Raw genomic sequence first — 14,981 nt, 5'->3', positions numbered from 1 at the left:
CGGCACGGGCGGGAGCTGAGCGCAACTCCTCGCACCTCATGACAACTCCCCGCGCCCCTGCCTCGGCAGCCCCAGTTCCGCCGCCGCCGTCGAGTCGCAGTACTCACGGACCGCGCTCGTGCGGGCCACCACGCGCCCTTGGTGCACCACGATCCGGCTGTACCCCAGGGACAGCGCTCCCGCCAGTCGGTCGCCGCGCACGGCCAGCAGGTCGGCGGGGAACCCCGCCTCCACCCTGACCTCGGGCAGACCCAGGGCCGCGCGCGCGGAGGCGCTCACGGTGTCGTACGCGTCCTCGGGGCGCAGCCCGTGGCGGGAGGCCAGCAGGTACGCCGCCTCCAGGGGGTCGCCGCGCCCCACGGGGTTCGAGACGTCCCGCAGGGCGCCGCTCCCGGCGGCCACGCGCACGCCGGCCGCGCGCAGCAGGCGTACCGGAGCGGTGCCCCGCCGGTCGACGCCGCCGCAGCCGCCCTGCGGCAGGCACACCACCGTCACGCCGACGGCCGCCAGTTGGTCGGCGACGCGTGAGACCGCCTCGACGGGGAGCCGGCCCAGGCCGCCGCAGGGGCCGAGCGTCACACCGGGCCGCAGGCCGCCCGCCATCGCGGCGATCCGGGCGAGGCGGGTGGGGTCGGCCGCGTCCGTGTGCAGGTCGACCGGGCAGCCGTGTTCGGAGGCCACCTCCAGTACGGCCTCGACATAGCCGGTCGGGTCCGGATCCAGGTCCGGACAGCCGCCCACCACGGAGGCGCCCATCTTCATCGCGTCGCGCAGTATGGCCATGCCGTCGGCCCCGGCCACCCCGGTGAGCAGCCGGGGCATCGCGACCGTCGTCAGCGCGGCGAGCCCGCGCAGCGAGCGCCGTGCCTGGAGGACGGCGCCCAGCGCGCCGAGCCCCTGGACGTCACCCACGCGCACGTGCGCCCGCAGCGCGGTGGCCCCGTGGCCCAGTTGCAGCAGGGTCGCCTCCGTCGCCCGGCGCTGGACGTCATGGGGGTCGTGCGAGACCGGTCCGTCGCCGTCGGCCGACAGCGCGGTGTCGGCGTGGGCGTGCGGTTCGGCCGGGGCCGGCAACAGCAGGTAGCCGTCGAGGTCGACCCGGGCGACGCACCCGCGAGCCGCCTCCACAGCCAGGCTCCCGGCGGTGCCGACCGCCTCGATCCGCCCGCCGCCCAGCCGTACGTCCACGGTCCTGCCGTCCGTGAGCCGCGCCCCGCACAGCAGCAGGGGAGCCGCGTCGGTCTGTCCCGAGGATCCCGTCGAGGAGGAGGGGGCGGACGACGAGGAGGACGAGGGGGAAGAGGACGACGAAGGGGGCTGCTGCGGCTGGCTGTCGGGCATCGCGCTCCAAGGGGCTCGGGCTCGGGGATCGGGGCCGGGGATCGGGCCGGCTCGGGGCCGCGCACGGCTGGACACAAGATCACGCAGAGTGAGTCGAGCCTAGGGCGGCGCTCCGCCCGCGTCCGGGAGGAGCGCAATAGTCGTACCGGTGTGGCCCGGGTGTGATCCTGCCGACAGAAACATGGTGCGAGCGGGGCGGAGGGGCGCGCGAGTTGCCCGCGGGACCCTTGAGAGAAGCCCTCGCGGGGGCCCCGGTCCCGGCCCGGAACGGGGCGTCGAGCGGGCCCGGTGGCGGGGCACGAAACGGATTTGGGTGAACGGCGGCGGACCGTGTAATGTCTTCATCGCTCGCCCCAATAGCTCAGTCGGCAGAGCGTCTCCATGGTAAGGAGAAGGTCTACGGTTCGATTCCGTATTGGGGCTCTGGTGTGTGAGGTTCCCGCCGTGAGGCGGGGCCCGATCGCATCAAAGCGGTGTAGCTCAGTCGGTAGAGCAAGCGGCTCATAATCGCTGTGTCACCGGTTCAAGTCCGGTCACCGCTACTGACAGTAGCCGATTGCGGGGTCGGTCCTTCGATCGGCTACTCTTTTATGCGTTAATCGTCCCATCCGTTCGTCAAGGAGCACTCCTGTGGCTGCCACCGACGTCCGCCCGAAGATCACGCTGGCCTGCGTGGAGTGCAAGGAGCGGAACTACATCACCAAGAAGAACCGGCGTAACAACCCGGACCGACTGGAGATGAAGAAGCACTGCCCGCGTTGCAACGCGCACACCGCGCACCGCGAAACGCGATAAATCAGGCTCGTACGCGAGGCCGCCCCCTAGTCTGGGGGCGGCCTCGCGTCGTTTCGGCAGGCCGTCGCCGACGCGGTACCGACCGCTGACGGGGTACCGGTCGCCGCCGATCACCGCAGATCCGAGCAACACCAGCAGGAGGTTCCGGGCCATGGCGCTCGACCAGTCCTTCGTGGGGCGTACCTATCCGCCCACCGAGCCCTACGAGGTAGGGCGGGAGAAGATCCGTGAGTTCGCGCAGGCGGTGGGGGACACCAACCCGGCGTACACGGACCCGGATGCCGCCAAGCAGCTCGGCCACCCCGACGTGATCGCCCCGCCGACCTTCGTCTTCTCGATCAGCTTCAAGGCCGCGGAACAGGTCGTGGAGGATCCGCAGCTCGGGCTGGACTACAGCCGTGTGGTGCACGGCGACCAGAAGTTCACCTACGCGCGCCCGGTGCGGGCCGGTGACCGGCTCACCGTCGTCTCGACCATCGAGGCGATCAAGTCCATGGCCGGCAACGACATCCTGGACATCCGTGGCGAGGTCCGTGACGAGGCCGGCGAGCACGTGGTGACCTCCTGGACCAAGCTGGTGGCCCGCGCGGCCGAGGGAGCGTGAGGAACCGATGACGGCGAAGATCGCTTACGACGACGTCGAGGTCGGCACCGAACTGCCCGCGCAGACCTTCCCGGTGACCCGCGCCACTCTGGTCCGGTACGCCGGAGCCTCCGGGGACTTCAACCCGATCCACTGGAACGAGAAGTTCGCCAAGGACGTCGGCCTCCCGGACGTCATCGCGCACGGCATGTTCACCATGGCCGAGGCGATCCGGGTGGTCACCGACTGGGCCGGCGACCCGGCGGCGGTCGTCGAGTACGGCGTCCGTTTCACCAAGCCCGTGGTCGTCCCCAACGACGACGAGGGCGCCACCATCGAAGTGAGCGCCAAGGTCGCGGCCAAGCTCGACGACGACACCGTGCGCGTGGACCTCACGGCCATGTGCGCCGGTCAGAAGGTGCTCGGGATGTCGCGGGCGGTCGTCAGGCTGGCTTGACGGCTCACAGGCGGTCGGCCGGGTGGCTCCTGGCGGTCGGCCTGACGGCTCACCAGCGGTCGGCCGGTGGGCCTGACGTGCACACCCGCATGGCCGTCCGTCCTGCCCACTGTCCCGTCCACGTGACCGCGTACGCGCACCCGTGCGGACCTGCGGCGATGCCGACGCGGTCCTGCGGCACCGCACTCTCGGTAAGGGGCGCCCTCAAGAGCGGGCGCCTCTTACCTCCGAGTCGGCCCAAAGAGACTTCTTGACGTAGTTAGTGATTGAGTACTAACTTACTCGCATGGCCAGGATGAGTGCAGACGAGAGGCGCGAGAGCGTCATCCGCGCGGCGACGGCCGAGTTCGCGACGGGCGGCTACCACGGGACGTCCACGGAGGCGATCGCCAAGCGCGTCGGCGTCTCGCAGCCGTATCTGTTCCGGCTCTTCCCGGGCAAGAAGGCGATCTTCCTCGCGACCGTCGAGCACTGCATGGCGGACGTGATCGGCACGTTCGAGGAGGCCGCCAAGGGGCTGGAGGGCGAGGAGGCCCTGCACGCCATGGCGAACGCCTACACCACGCTCATCGCCGAGCGCCCCGAGCAACTGCTGATGCAGATGCAGATGTACGTCACGGTGGCCGCCGCCGAGCAGGCCGGCGATCACGAACTCGGTGAGTCCGTGCGGGCCGGCTGGATGCGCCTGTGGGACACGGTGCACCTGCCGCTCGGTGCGGAGGTCAACGAGACGACGACCTTCATGGCGTACGGCATGCTCGTCAACTGCCTGGTGGCCATGGGCTTTCCAGCCGGGCATCGCGTGTGGGACGGGCTCTATCCGTCGGCGCGCGTCAGTGGCCGGCTGGAGAAGTAGCGGCTGTGTGGAAGGGCCGGACCGCGGCCCTTTTTCTGAGCGCAAAACTTAGTCAGTAATAACTAACCTCGAATATCAGGCACGCCAGACGCTCTGGGGGAGCGATGTCACAGCAGAACGCGCACAGCGCACGTCGCGGGGGAACCGTGTGGGCCCTCGTCATCACCAGCGTCGCCGGATTCATGGCGGCCCTCGACAACCTCGTCGTCACCACGGCGCTGCCGTCGATCCGCGAGGATCTCGGCGGTGCGCTGGACGACCTGGAATGGACCGTGAGCGCCTACACGCTCACCTTCGCCGTGCTGCTGATGTTCGGTGCGGCGCTCGGTGACCGCTTCGGGCGGCGCCGGATGTTCCTGGCCGGCCTGACCGTCTTCACCGCCGCGTCCGCCGCCGCGGCCCTCTCACCCGGCATCGGCTCCCTCATCGCCGCCCGCGCGGTACAGGGCGTTGGCGCGGCGATCATGATGCCGCTGACGCTGACCCTGCTGACGGCGGCCGTGCCCGCCGCCAAGCGCGGGATGGCGTACGGGATCTGGGGTGCCGTCAACGGCCTCGCCGTCGCCTCCGGGCCCCTCATCGGCGGCAGCCTCACCGAACACATCTCCTGGCACTGGATCTTCTGGCTGAACGTCCCGCTGGGCGTGGTCCTGCTGCCGCTCGCCCGGCTGCGCCTCGCCGAGTCCCACGGCACCGGCGCGCCGCTCGACCTCCCCGGCACCCTGCTCGCCAGCGGCGGCCTCTTCGGCATCGTCTACGGTCTGGTCCGCGGCACCGCCGACGGCTGGACCAGCCCCCTCGTCCTGACCGGTCTGATCGCGGGCGGGGTGCTGCTGGCCGCGTTCGTCCTGCACGGCAGCCGCGCGGCGAACCCCATGCTCCCGATGCGGCTGTTCCGCTCCCGCGCCTTCGCCGGGATCAACGCGGCGAGCATGCTGATGTTCCTCGGGATGTTCGGTTCGATCTTCCTGCTCAGCCAGTACATGCAGGGCGTGCTCGGCTACTCGCCCACCGAGGCGGGCCTGCGGATGCTGCCGTGGACCGGTATGCCGATGATCGTCGCACCGATCGCGGGCATCCTCTCCGACCGCATCGGGGGCCGCCCGGTCGTCGCCACCGGCCTCTTCTTCCAGGCCGTCGGCCTCGGCTACATGGCCTCCGTGGTCACGACCGACGCCTCCTACGCGATCCAGCTGCCCGGCCTGATCGTCAGCGGCATCGGAATGGCCCTCTACTTCGCCCCGGCCGCCAACCTGGTGATGTCCAGCGTGCTCCCCAAGGAGCAGGGCATCGCCTCCGGCGCCAACAACGCCCTGCGCGAGGTGGGTGGCGCGCTCGGTATCGCCGTCATGGCGTCGATCTTCGCGGCCCAGGGTGGCTACGAGTCCGCCCAGTCCTTCGTCGACGGCCTGCGTCCCGCCCTGGTCACCGGCTCCGGGGTGGTGGCCCTCGCCGGTGTCGCGGCGCTGGTGATCCCGGCCGGACGGCGCGCGGTCCGGGCCACGGTGACGGACGCCGACCCGGGTGCGGGCGACGGCACGGTGGAGCGTCCCGTCGAGGTACTGGAGCCCGCGACCCGCTGAGACGCACGACAGCCCCGCCACAGCCCCGTCCACCGCGACGGGGCTGTACGCGTGCGTGCGTCCCCGGGCGCCGGGAGCGGCGGTACGCGCGGGTGCCGGGGCCCACCGTCCACAGGTGGGCCGGGGTGTCGGTGCCGTCTCGTAGTCTTGAGCGCGTGCAGGAACTCCACGACGCTCCCCTCGCCCCGCTGACCACCTTCCGGCTGGGCGGTCCCGCGACCCGGCTGGTCACCGCGACGACCGACGCCGAGGTGATCGCGGCCGTCCGCGAGGCCGACGCGAGCGGGACCCCGCTGCTGGTCGTCGGCGGCGGATCCAACCTGGTCATCGGCGACAAGGGCTTCGCCGGGACCGCCCTGCGCATCGCGACCACCGGGTTCGAGCTCGCCGGCACCAGCCTGGAGGTGGCCGCGGGCGAGGTGTGGACCGACGCCGTCGCCCGCACCGTCGAGGCCGGGCTGGCCGGCGTCGAATGCCTGGCCGGCATCCCCGGATCGGCGGGCGCGACCCCGATCCAGAACGTGGGGGCGTACGGCCAGGAGGTGTCCTCGACGATCACCGAGGTGATCGCCTACGACCGCCGGACCGGCGAGACGGTCACCCTCACGAACGCCGAGTGCGCGTTCTCCTACCGGCACAGCCGCTTCAAGGCCGACCCGGAGCGCTATGTCGTGCTGCGCGTCCGCTTCGAGCTGACGGACGCGGACGGGCTGTCGGCGCCCCTCAAGTACGCGGAGACGGCACGGGCGTTGGGGGTGGAGCCCGGCGACCGGGTGCCGCTGGCCCGGGCCCGCGAGACCGTGCTGAAGCTGCGCGCGGGCAAGGGCATGGTCCTGGATCCCGAGGACCACGACACCTGGTCCGCCGGATCGTTCTTCACCAACCCGATCCTCACCGACGCCGACTTCGCCGTCTTCCACGCGCGGGTGACGGAGCGTCTGGGCGACGGCGCGCAGCCGCCCGCCTATCCGGCGGGGCAGGGTCACACCAAGACCTCGGCCGCCTGGCTGATCGACAAGGCCGGCTTCACCAAGGGCTACGGCACCGGCCCCGCCCGGATCTCCACCAAGCACACGCTCGCCCTCACCAACCGCGGCGCGGCCACCACGGAGGACCTGCTCGCACTGGCCCGCGAGGTCGTCGGGGGCGTCCGGGAGGCGTTCGGGATCACGCTGGTCAACGAGCCGGTGATGGTGGGGACCGGCCTGTAGCCGGCCGCCGCGCCCCCACCCGCACAGGGCGGGCAGGCCGGACAGGTCGCAGTAGGCTCTCAGTAGGCCAGTCCCACGCCCTGTTTCACGGTTCCCGGGTCCCCGGTCATCGCCAGCATCGCGTGGGCCACGTCCGCGCGGGCGATGAAGCGGCCCCGGGGCGGGAAGCCGCCGATCACCGTCCGGTAGGTCCCGGTGAGCGGCCTGTCCTGGAGCCGAGGCGGCCGTACGACCGTCCAGTCCGTGGTGCTGCGGGCCAGCTCGGCCTCCATGGCGCGCAGGTCGGCGTACACGTCCTTGAGGGCGACCGAGACCAGAGCGCGCATACCGCGGTCGAGCAGGCCGTCGTCCGGCTCGGGTCCCACCGGCCCGGCGCTCACCACGAGCAGCCGCCGGACCCCCTCCGCCTCCATCGCGCCCAGCACCGTACGGGTCAGCCGGGCCGCCACCCCGGCGTCCTTGCGCCGACGGGCGCCGAGCCCGGACAGCACCGCGTCCCGGCCGGCCACCGCGGGCCGCAGCGCGGCCGGCTCGGCGAGGTCGGCGCGGAACACCTCCAGGCCCGCGCCGGTGACGGTCAGCCGGGCGGGATCCCGCACGACCGCCGTGACCTGGTGTCCCGCCGCCAGCGCCTGACGGACGACTTCCTGACCGATGCCTCCGGTGGCACCGAGAACGGTGAGGTTCATGACCTTCTCCCGTGCAGTCTCAGATGGGGTGGGTGAGTATTCACTCACCCATGTCTCCCCTAGGGTGAGTAAGCACTCACCCACCCGTCAAGCCCCGGTCGCGTCCGAGAGGGACACACCATGGAATCCTTGGGCCCCATGCAGCAGAGACAGGCCGCACCGGCCCGGGTCCGCATCCTCGACGCCGCGCACGAGCTGATGCTCACCGTCGGGCTGGCCCGCGCCACGACGAAGGAGATCGCCAGGGCGGCCGGCTGTTCCGAGGCGGCCCTGTACAAGTACTTCCCGAGCAAGGAGGAGCTGTTCATACGCGTACTCGCGGAACGGCTCCCGCGGCTGACCCCGCTGCTGAGCGGCCTCGCCGCCGATCCCGGCCCGCACAGCCTGGAGGAGAACCTCACCGAGATCGCCCGCCAGGCGGCCCTCTTCTACGAGCAGAGCTTCCCGATCGCGGCCTCCCTGTACGCCGAGACCGCGCTCAAGCGACGGCACGACGACGCGATGCGCGAGATGGGCACCGGCCCGCACCGGCCGATCGAGGGCCTCGGCGCCTATCTGCGCGCCGAGCAGGCCGCCGGACGCGTCGCACCCGACGCCGACACCTTCGCCGCCGCGTCCCTGCTCCTCGGCGCGTGCGCGCAGCGCGCCTTCGCCTACGACGCGACGCGGGACGGCACCCGTCCACCGGTCGACGACTTCGCCCGGCGCCTGGCCCGCACCCTCCTGCCCGGCATCACCGCGCGCGACTAGTTACGCCGTCAGCCAGTCGTCCACCCCGGACAGCAGTTTCGCCTTCACGCTCTCCGGTGCCGCCGAGCCGCGTACGGACTGGCGGGCGAGCTCCGCCAGCTCGGCGTCCGAGAAGCCGTGGTGCCGGCGGGCGATGTCGTACTGCGCCGCCAGCCGGGAGCCGAACAGCAGCGGATCGTCGGCGCCCAGGGCCAGCGGGACGCCCGCCTCGAACAGGGTCCGCAGCGGCACGTCCTCGGGCTTCTCGTAGACGCCGAGCGCCACGTTCGAGGCCGGGCACACCTCGCAGGTCACGCCACGGTCCGCGAGCCGCTTCAGCAGCCGCGGGTCCTCGGCCGCGCGCACTCCGTGGCCGATCCGCGCGGCGCCCAGGTCGTCCAGGCAGTCGCGCACCGAGGCCGGACCGGTCAGCTCGCCGCCGTGCGGCGCGGCGAGCAGGCCGCCCTCGCGCGCGATCGCGAACGCGCGGTCGAAGTCCCGGGCCATGCCCCGGCGTTCGTCGTTCGACAGCCCGAAACCGACGATCCCCCGGTCCGCGTACCGCACCGCCAGGCGGGCCAGCGTCCGGGCGTCCAGCGGGTGCTTCATCCGGTTCGCGGCCACCAGGAGCCGCATACCGAGCCCGGTCTCCCGCGAGGCCGCCTCCACCGCGTCCAGGATGATCTCCAGCGCCGGGATCAGCCCGCCCAGGCGAGGCGCGTACGACGTCGGGTCGACCTGGATCTCCAGCCAGCCCGAGCCGTCCCGTACGTCCTCCTCCGCGGCCTCCCGCACCAGCCGCTGGATGTCCTCCGGCTCTCTGAGGCACGAGCGCGCCGCGTCGTACAGCCGCTGGAAGCGGAACCAGCCCCGTTCGTCCGTGGCCCGCAGTTTCGGCGGTTCCCCGCTCGTCAGCGCCTCGGTCAGCGCGTCGGGCAGCCGCACCCCGTACTTGTCGGCCAGTTCCAGCACGGTGCCGGGCCGCATCGACCCGGTGAAGTGCAGATGCAGATGGGCTTTCGGCAGCTCAGAGACATCACGTACACGCTCCATTCAAGGATCCTGCCGTACGCCGCCGCCGTCCCGGTACCTCTTTCCCCGATCGTGGTCTTGCTCGCACAGACGAACGGGGCACCCGGGAACGACGTCCCGGGTGCCCCGTATCGCGAAGGAGCTCAGTCCCGCGCCTCCGCCAGCAGCTTCTGGATCCGGCTCACGCCCTCGACGAGATCCTCGTCACCGAGCGCGTACGACAGCCGCAGATAACCGGGTGTGCCGAAGGCCTCGCCCGGTACCACCGCGACCTCGGCCTCCTCCAGGATCAGGGCGGCCAGCTCGACCGAGTCCTTCGGGCGCTTGCCGCGGATCTCCTTGCCGAGCAGGCCCTTCACCGACGGGTACGCGTAGAACGCGCCCTCGGGCTCCGGGCAGAGCACGCCGTCGATCTCGTTCAGCATCCGCACGATGGTCCCGCGGCGCCGGTCGAAGGCCTCGCGCATCCGCGCGACGGCCGACAGGTCACCGGAGACCGCGGCCAGGGCGGCCACCTGGGCCACGTTGGAGACGTTGGACGTGGCGTGCGACTGGAGGTTCGTCGCCGCCTTGACGACGTCCTTCGGGCCGATGACCCAGCCCACGCGCCAGCCGGTCATGGCGTACGTCTTGGCGACGCCGTTGACCACGATGCACTTGTCGGCCAGCTCGGGCACGACCACCGGCAGGGAGTGGAACTCCGCGTCGCCGTAGACGAGGTGCTCGTAGATCTCGTCGGTGAGGACCCACAGGCCGTGGTCCGCGGCCCAGCGGCCGATCGCCTCGATCTCCGCGCGGGAGTAGACCGCGCCGGTCGGGTTGGAGGGGGAGACGAAGAGCAGCACCTTGGTGTTCTCGGTGCGGGCCGCCTCCAACTGCTCCACCGAGACCCGGTAGCCGGTCGTCTCGTCGGCGACGACGTCGACCGGGACGCCGCCGGCCAGCCGGATCGACTCCGGGTAGGTCGTCCAGTACGGCGCGGGGACGATGACCTCGTCGCCCGGGTCGAGGATCGAGGCGAACGCCTCGTAGATGGCCTGCTTGCCACCGTTGGTCACCAGGATCTGGGACGCCTCGACCTCGTAGCCGGAGTCGCGCAGCGTCTTCGCGGCGATGGCGGCCTTCAGCTCGGGCAGACCACCCGCCGGCGTGTAGCGGTGGTACTTCGGGTTCTTGCAGGCCTCGACGGCCGCCTCGACGATGTAGTCCGGGGTCGGGAAGTCGGGTTCGCCCGCGCCGAAGCCGATCACCGGACGCCCGGCGGCCTTGAGGGCCTTGGCCTTGGCGTCCACGGCGAGGGTGGCGGACTCGGAGATCGAGCCGATGCGGGCCGAGACCCGGCGCTCGGTGGGAGGGGTTGCAGCGCTCATGCGGCCCATCGTTCCAGACCGGAAACCCCCCCGGCACACGGGTTTCACAGACTGAACAGGTCCGGGCGCGGTCGTGAACAGAAGTCCGGATTCCGGCGATGGCCTGGGTGATCTTCCGCCACCCCCACGGGGAACCTCCGCCCCGAGTACCCCCACGGGCACTTTCTGTTCGACGACCGGCCGCGAAGCACGTACACTCTCACCTCGTTGGCCTTCAGCGGACCGCTCGCACCAGGTGCACACACCGAGCACCCGGTCGGATGCGGTAAGTTGGGGACAGACAAAGGGTCGTAGCTCAATTGGTAGAGCACTGGTCTCCAAAACCAGCGGTTGGGGGTTCAAGTCCCTCCGGCCCTGCAACACACACATTCGCCAATGATGTGTGCACATGCACGTAAAGAAATGTATCGCCGTGCGGCTCAGACCGGGCGCGGCACGGCCACGACCCGGAATCAGGTGAGGACGAATGGCGGACGCCGTGGGCTCCATCGACATGCCTGATGCCCAGGACGAGGCGCCAGAGTCCAGCAAGAAGTCCCGCAAGGGCGGCAAGCGCGCCAAGAAGGGCCCGCTGAAGCGACTCGCGCTCTTCTACCGTCAGGTCGTCGCGGAACTGCGCAAGGTCGTCTGGCCCACGCGTAACCAGCTGACGACGTACACGACGGTGGTCATCGTCTTCGTTGTCATCATGATCGGCCTGGTGACCGTGATTGACTATGGACTCAATCACGCCGCCAAGTACGTTTTCGGCTGAGCCGACCAGCGAAGGGCGCCGTGGTTACCGGCGCCCCTTTCGCGCGTTCCACCCCCATGTATCCAGGAAGAAGCAGCCACGTGTCTGACGCCAACCTGAACGACGACGCCATCGAGCCGGACGAGTCCGTGGAGTCCGTGGATTCCGTGGATGACGAGCTCGACATCGTCGAGGGCGCGGACGAGCAGGACGAGTTCGAGGTTGCTGAGGCCGAGGCGGGCGATCCGGCCGAGGAGGCCGCGGTCCACGCCGTGGACGAGGACGAGGCCACCGACGACGAGTCCGAAGAGGACCTGTCCGAGGAGTCCGACGAGGACGAGGCCGCCGAAGCCGACGAGGACGCTGCCGACGAGGACGAGGAAGAGGCCGCCGAAGAGCCGGCCGAGCCCGTCGACCCGGTCGAGGCCCTCCGTCAGGAGCTGCGCGCCCTGCCCGGCGAGTGGTACGTGATCCACACCTACGCCGGCTACGAGAACCGCGTGAAGACCAACCTCGAGCAGCGTGCCGTCTCGCTGAACGTCGAGGACTTCATCTTCCAGGCCGAGGTGCCGCAGGAAGAAGTCGCGCAGATCAAGAACGGCGAGCGCAAGACGATCAAGCAGAACAAGCTCCCGGGCTACGTCCTCGTCCGCATGGACCTGACGAACGAGTCCTGGGGCGTCGTCCGCAACACCCCCGGCGTCACCGGCTTCGTGGGCAACGCCTACGACCCGTACCCGCTGACCCTGGACGAGATCGTCAAGATGCTCGCCCCGGAGGCCGAGGAGAAGGCCGCCCGCGAGGCCGCCGAGGCCGAGGGCAAGCCGGCTCCGCAGCGCAAGGTCGAGGTCCAGGTGCTGGACTTCGAGGTCGGCGACTCGGTCACCGTCACCGACGGCCCGTTCGCCACGCTCCAGGCGACCATCAACGAGATCAACCCCGACTCGAAGAAGGTCAAGGGCCTCGTGGAGATCTTCGGCCGTGAGACGCCGGTCGAGCTCTCCTTCGACCAGATCCAGAAGAACTGATCCAGTCCTTCCGGACCACATGCCTCCGAACAGGTCAGACAGGCTCTCGCAGCCGGTCTGACCTGCTCGGTTTTTGGCCGCACGGGGATACCCGTTATCGTAGTGCGGTATGCCTCCATCCGGATTAACCGGGCGGAAGCTGAAAACTCTCACTAGGACCCGGAGAGAGCAATGCCTCCCAAGAAGAAGAAGGTCACGGGGCTTATCAAGCTCCAGATCAACGCCGGTGCGGCGAACCCGGCCCCGCCGGTCGGCCCCGCGCTCGGTCAGCACGGCGTCAACATCATGGAGTTCTGCAAGGCCTACAACGCCGCGACCGAGTCGCAGCGTGGCTGGGTGATCCCGGTGGAGATCACGGTCTACGAAGACCGTTCCTTCACCTTCGTCACCAAGACGCCGCCGGCCGCGAAGATGATCCTCAAGGCCGCGGGTGTCGAGAAGGGCTCCGGCGAGCCGCACAAGACCAAGGTCGCCAAGATCACCGAGGCGCAGGTCCGCGAGATCGCCACGACCAAGATGCCCGACCTCAACGCCAACGACCTGGACGCCGCGTCCAAGATCATCGCCGGCACCGCCCGTTCCATGGGCATCACGGTCGAGGGCTGAACCCCAGCCCCGTAGCACCTTCGTAGAACCGTGGCAGGGCCTGCTCGGCCCCAACCACGACTCCTCAGAACACACAGGAGCAGTAGTGAGCAAGCGCAGCAAGTCTCTCCGCGCTGCGGACGCCAAGGTCGACCGGGACAAGCTCTACGCCCCGCTCGAGGCCGTCCGTCTCGCCAAGGAGACCTCCACGACCAAGTTCGACGGCACCGTCGAGGTCGCCTTCCGCCTGGGTGTCGACCCGCGCAAGGCCGACCAGATGGTCCGTGGCACCGTGAACCTGCCGCACGGCACCGGCAAGACCGCCCGGGTCCTGGTCTTCGCGACCGGTGACCGTGCTGCGGCCGCGGAGGCCGCGGGCGCCGACATCGTCGGCTCCGACGAACTGATCGACGAGGTCGCGAAGGGCCGTCTGGACTTCGACGCCGTCGTCGCCACCCCTGACCTCATGGGCAAGGTCGGCCGCCTCGGCCGCGTGCTCGGTCCCCGTGGTCTCATGCCGAACCCCAAGACCGGCACCGTCACCCCGGACGTCGTCAAGGCTGTCAACGACATCAAGGGCGGCAAGATCGAGTTCCGCGTCGACAAGCACTCGAACCTGCACTTCATCATCGGCAAGGTGTCCTTCGACGACGAGAAGCTGGTGGAGAACTACGGCGCCGCGCTGGAGGAGATCCTCCGCCTGAAGCCCTCCGCCGCCAAGGGTCGCTACATCAAGAAGGCCGCCGTCAGCACCACGATCGGCCCGAGCATCCCGCTCGACTCGAACCGCACCCGCAACCTCCTCGTCGAGGAGGACCCGGCCGCGGTCTGAGCAGCCTGACGCTCACCTCAGTCGGTCACGGGCCCCGCACCTTTCCAGGTGCGGGGCCCGTACCCGTTTTCGCGCGCACCCGTGCCCTTTGCGCCGCGCCGGGTTAGCGTGAAGATCACGGGGACACGAGGGGGGTACGGATGAGGGACGGACTCGTCGGGCGCGGCATCCTCCCGTTCCTGCTGGCGGCCGCGCTGACGGCGGCCACGGGGTGCACCACGGCGTCGCGCGACGGGAGCCCGGGGCCCGCGATATCCGACGGCGCCCCGCACCGCCTCGACCCGCGCACCGCGGCCGCGCTGCGCGCCGTGCGGACGGCCACCGGCACGGCGGGCTCCGCTCGGATCAGCTCCGTCACGGTCATGGGCGCCATGCTCTCCACGAAGACCGAGGGCACCCTCGACTGGGCCGGCGACTCCACCGGCACCCTGCGCATCACGTACACCGGCGGCGAACTGGCCGAGACCATGCGCAGACTCGGCACCACCACGATGGAGGCCCGGCTGCTGCCCGACGCCTACTACGCCGAGGTCGGCGCCCGGTTCGCGCGGCAGATGGGCGGCAGGCACTGGATCAGGTACGACTACGACGACCTCGACGCGCTGCCCGGCGACTCCGGCACGTATCTGAAGGACCAGCTCCGCAACACCGCCCCCATCCCTCCGGTCAGGCTCCTGCTGGCCTCGGGTGACGTCCGCGCGGCGGGGGAGGAGACGGTGGACGGCGTGCGTACCCGGCACTACTCGGGCACGGTGGACGTCTCCGCCCTCACCGACGCGGCGCTGCGCGGGCAGCTCAGCGGGGCCGGGGTCACCGCGGAGACCGTGGACATCTGGGTCGACGACCGGGACCTGCTGGTCAAGAAGGTGGAGAAGGCGCGGATGTCGACAGGTCTGATGACCCAGACCGCCTACTACCGCGACTACGGCGTACGGTTCTCGGTCCAGCGCCCGCCGGCCGCCGACACCCAGGACTTCGAGGACCTGATGCGGCGGCAGGACGGGCACTGAGCCCCCGTACGGACGGATTTGCTTGCCGGCGTCCCGCTCACGTACTCTCTCCCAGAAGCCAAAGACCGCTGGTCGTTGCCGTGTGCTCGTACGAGGACGCGGTGGCCGAAGGATCCGCTGACTGCGGACGACCCGCGCAGGTGACCG

The 14,981-nt window shown here is 70.5% G+C and carries 16 protein-coding genes and 3 tRNA genes; 15 read left to right on the top strand and 4 right to left on the bottom strand.

Features of this window, described 5'->3' with window-relative positions:
* Positions 1-36: 36 nt before the first annotated feature.
* Complete coding sequence (locus tag ACWCQK_RS29180; protein ID WP_451159900.1) at positions 37-1,341, bottom strand: amidohydrolase family protein; 1,305 nt, start codon at positions 1,339-1,341, stop codon at positions 37-39.
* 350 nt (positions 1,342-1,691) lie between these two features.
* Here ACWCQK_RS29180 and ACWCQK_RS29175 point away from each other — a divergent pair.
* The 8 genes from ACWCQK_RS29175 (at position 1,692) to ACWCQK_RS29140 (ending at position 6,826) form a co-directional block, all read left to right on the top strand.
* A tRNA-Thr gene (locus tag ACWCQK_RS29175) sits at positions 1,692-1,764 on the top strand.
* Positions 1,765-1,810: 46 nt separating this feature from the next.
* Positions 1,811-1,883 (top strand) — tRNA-Met (locus ACWCQK_RS29170).
* A gap of 88 nt (positions 1,884-1,971) precedes the next feature.
* A complete protein-coding gene (rpmG, locus tag ACWCQK_RS29165; RefSeq protein ID WP_003948671.1) occupies positions 1,972-2,136 on the top strand; it encodes a 50S ribosomal protein L33 in 165 nt (54 codons plus the stop codon).
* Positions 2,137-2,287: 151 nt separating this feature from the next.
* Entirely contained in the window at positions 2,288-2,740 is a 453-nt protein-coding gene (locus ACWCQK_RS29160; protein WP_451159898.1) for an FAS1-like dehydratase domain-containing protein, read from the top strand.
* 7 nt (positions 2,741-2,747) lie between these two features.
* Complete coding sequence (locus ACWCQK_RS29155; RefSeq protein WP_451159896.1) at positions 2,748-3,176, top strand: MaoC family dehydratase; 429 nt, start codon at positions 2,748-2,750, stop codon at positions 3,174-3,176.
* A gap of 286 nt (positions 3,177-3,462) precedes the next feature.
* Positions 3,463-4,032 (top strand): TetR/AcrR family transcriptional regulator, encoded by a 570-nt coding sequence (locus tag ACWCQK_RS29150; RefSeq protein ID WP_451159894.1) that lies wholly within the window; start codon positions 3,463-3,465, stop codon positions 4,030-4,032.
* 104 nt (positions 4,033-4,136) lie between these two features.
* Positions 4,137-5,615 (top strand): MFS transporter, encoded by a 1,479-nt coding sequence (locus ACWCQK_RS29145; protein ID WP_451159892.1) that lies wholly within the window; start codon positions 4,137-4,139, stop codon positions 5,613-5,615.
* A gap of 155 nt (positions 5,616-5,770) precedes the next feature.
* The gene (locus ACWCQK_RS29140; RefSeq protein WP_451159890.1) at positions 5,771-6,826 is read left to right on the top strand and encodes a UDP-N-acetylmuramate dehydrogenase; all 1,056 of its coding nucleotides are present in this window, start codon (positions 5,771-5,773) and stop codon (positions 6,824-6,826) included.
* A 59-nt stretch (positions 6,827-6,885) separates the two neighbouring features.
* On the opposite strand, the gene ACWCQK_RS29135 is transcribed toward ACWCQK_RS29140, so the two are convergent.
* On the bottom strand, positions 6,886-7,515 hold the full coding sequence (locus tag ACWCQK_RS29135; RefSeq protein WP_451159888.1) for an NAD(P)-dependent oxidoreductase: 630 nt from the start codon (positions 7,513-7,515) through the stop codon (positions 6,886-6,888).
* Between the two features lie 138 nt (positions 7,516-7,653).
* On the opposite strand from ACWCQK_RS29135, the gene ACWCQK_RS29130 reads away from it, so the two are divergent.
* A complete protein-coding gene (locus ACWCQK_RS29130) occupies positions 7,654-8,265 on the top strand; it encodes a TetR/AcrR family transcriptional regulator (RefSeq protein WP_451159886.1) in 612 nt (203 codons plus the stop codon).
* Here the strand turns inward: ACWCQK_RS29130 and ACWCQK_RS29125 are convergent, their stop codons facing one another.
* Both ACWCQK_RS29125 and ACWCQK_RS29120 read right to left on the bottom strand, forming a co-directional pair.
* Positions 8,266-9,297: an adenosine deaminase gene (locus ACWCQK_RS29125; protein WP_451159885.1), complete on the bottom strand. Its 1,032-nt coding sequence runs from the start codon at positions 9,295-9,297 to the stop codon at positions 8,266-8,268.
* 122 nt (positions 9,298-9,419) lie between these two features.
* Complete coding sequence (locus ACWCQK_RS29120) at positions 9,420-10,646, bottom strand: pyridoxal phosphate-dependent aminotransferase (protein ID WP_451159883.1); 1,227 nt, start codon at positions 10,644-10,646, stop codon at positions 9,420-9,422.
* A 284-nt stretch (positions 10,647-10,930) separates the two neighbouring features.
* Here ACWCQK_RS29120 and ACWCQK_RS29115 point away from each other — a divergent pair.
* The 6 genes from ACWCQK_RS29115 (at position 10,931) to ACWCQK_RS29090 (ending at position 14,834) form a co-directional block, all read left to right on the top strand.
* A tRNA-Trp gene (locus tag ACWCQK_RS29115) sits at positions 10,931-11,003 on the top strand.
* 109 nt (positions 11,004-11,112) lie between these two features.
* A complete protein-coding gene (gene secE, locus ACWCQK_RS29110) occupies positions 11,113-11,400 on the top strand; it encodes a preprotein translocase subunit SecE (RefSeq protein ID WP_451159881.1) in 288 nt (95 codons plus the stop codon).
* 80 nt (positions 11,401-11,480) lie between these two features.
* On the top strand, positions 11,481-12,407 hold the full coding sequence (gene nusG / locus ACWCQK_RS29105; RefSeq protein ID WP_451159879.1) for a transcription termination/antitermination protein NusG: 927 nt from the start codon (positions 11,481-11,483) through the stop codon (positions 12,405-12,407).
* A 171-nt stretch (positions 12,408-12,578) separates the two neighbouring features.
* A complete protein-coding gene (gene rplK / locus ACWCQK_RS29100) occupies positions 12,579-13,013 on the top strand; it encodes a 50S ribosomal protein L11 (RefSeq protein ID WP_018543896.1) in 435 nt (144 codons plus the stop codon).
* A gap of 85 nt (positions 13,014-13,098) precedes the next feature.
* The gene (gene rplA / locus ACWCQK_RS29095) at positions 13,099-13,824 is read left to right on the top strand and encodes a 50S ribosomal protein L1 (protein ID WP_451159877.1); all 726 of its coding nucleotides are present in this window, start codon (positions 13,099-13,101) and stop codon (positions 13,822-13,824) included.
* A 140-nt stretch (positions 13,825-13,964) separates the two neighbouring features.
* A complete protein-coding gene (locus tag ACWCQK_RS29090; RefSeq protein ID WP_451159875.1) occupies positions 13,965-14,834 on the top strand; it encodes a hypothetical protein in 870 nt (289 codons plus the stop codon).
* Positions 14,835-14,981 lie beyond the last annotated feature (147 nt).

The organism is Streptomyces sp. NPDC002306 (assembly GCF_053593435.1).
The sequence above is the reverse complement of the archived record's forward strand: the minus strand, read 5'-3'. Positions and strand labels throughout refer to the sequence as shown.

Excerpts from the sequence above, each read along its gene's own strand:
- ACWCQK_RS29180 (WP_451159900.1), bottom strand. The coding sequence starts at position 1,341 with ATGCCCGACAGCCAGCCGCAGCAGCCCCCTTCGTCGTCCTCTTCCCCC.
- ACWCQK_RS29160 (WP_451159898.1), top strand. The coding sequence starts at position 2,288 with ATGGCGCTCGACCAGTCCTTCGTGGGGCGTACCTATCCGCCCACCGAG.
- ACWCQK_RS29155 (WP_451159896.1), top strand. The coding sequence starts at position 2,748 with ATGACGGCGAAGATCGCTTACGACGACGTCGAGGTCGGCACCGAACTG.
- ACWCQK_RS29150 (WP_451159894.1), top strand. The coding sequence starts at position 3,463 with ATGGCCAGGATGAGTGCAGACGAGAGGCGCGAGAGCGTCATCCGCGCG.
- ACWCQK_RS29145 (WP_451159892.1), top strand. The coding sequence starts at position 4,137 with ATGTCACAGCAGAACGCGCACAGCGCACGTCGCGGGGGAACCGTGTGG.
- ACWCQK_RS29135 (WP_451159888.1), bottom strand. The coding sequence starts at position 7,515 with ATGAACCTCACCGTTCTCGGTGCCACCGGAGGCATCGGTCAGGAAGTC.
- ACWCQK_RS29130 (WP_451159886.1), top strand. The coding sequence starts at position 7,654 with ATGCAGCAGAGACAGGCCGCACCGGCCCGGGTCCGCATCCTCGACGCC.
- ACWCQK_RS29125 (WP_451159885.1), bottom strand. The coding sequence starts at position 9,297 with ATGGAGCGTGTACGTGATGTCTCTGAGCTGCCGAAAGCCCATCTGCAT.
- ACWCQK_RS29120 (WP_451159883.1), bottom strand. The coding sequence starts at position 10,646 with ATGAGCGCTGCAACCCCTCCCACCGAGCGCCGGGTCTCGGCCCGCATC.
- secE (WP_451159881.1), top strand. The coding sequence starts at position 11,113 with ATGGCGGACGCCGTGGGCTCCATCGACATGCCTGATGCCCAGGACGAG.
- rplK (WP_018543896.1), top strand. The coding sequence starts at position 12,579 with ATGCCTCCCAAGAAGAAGAAGGTCACGGGGCTTATCAAGCTCCAGATC.
- ACWCQK_RS29090 (WP_451159875.1), top strand. The coding sequence starts at position 13,965 with ATGAGGGACGGACTCGTCGGGCGCGGCATCCTCCCGTTCCTGCTGGCG.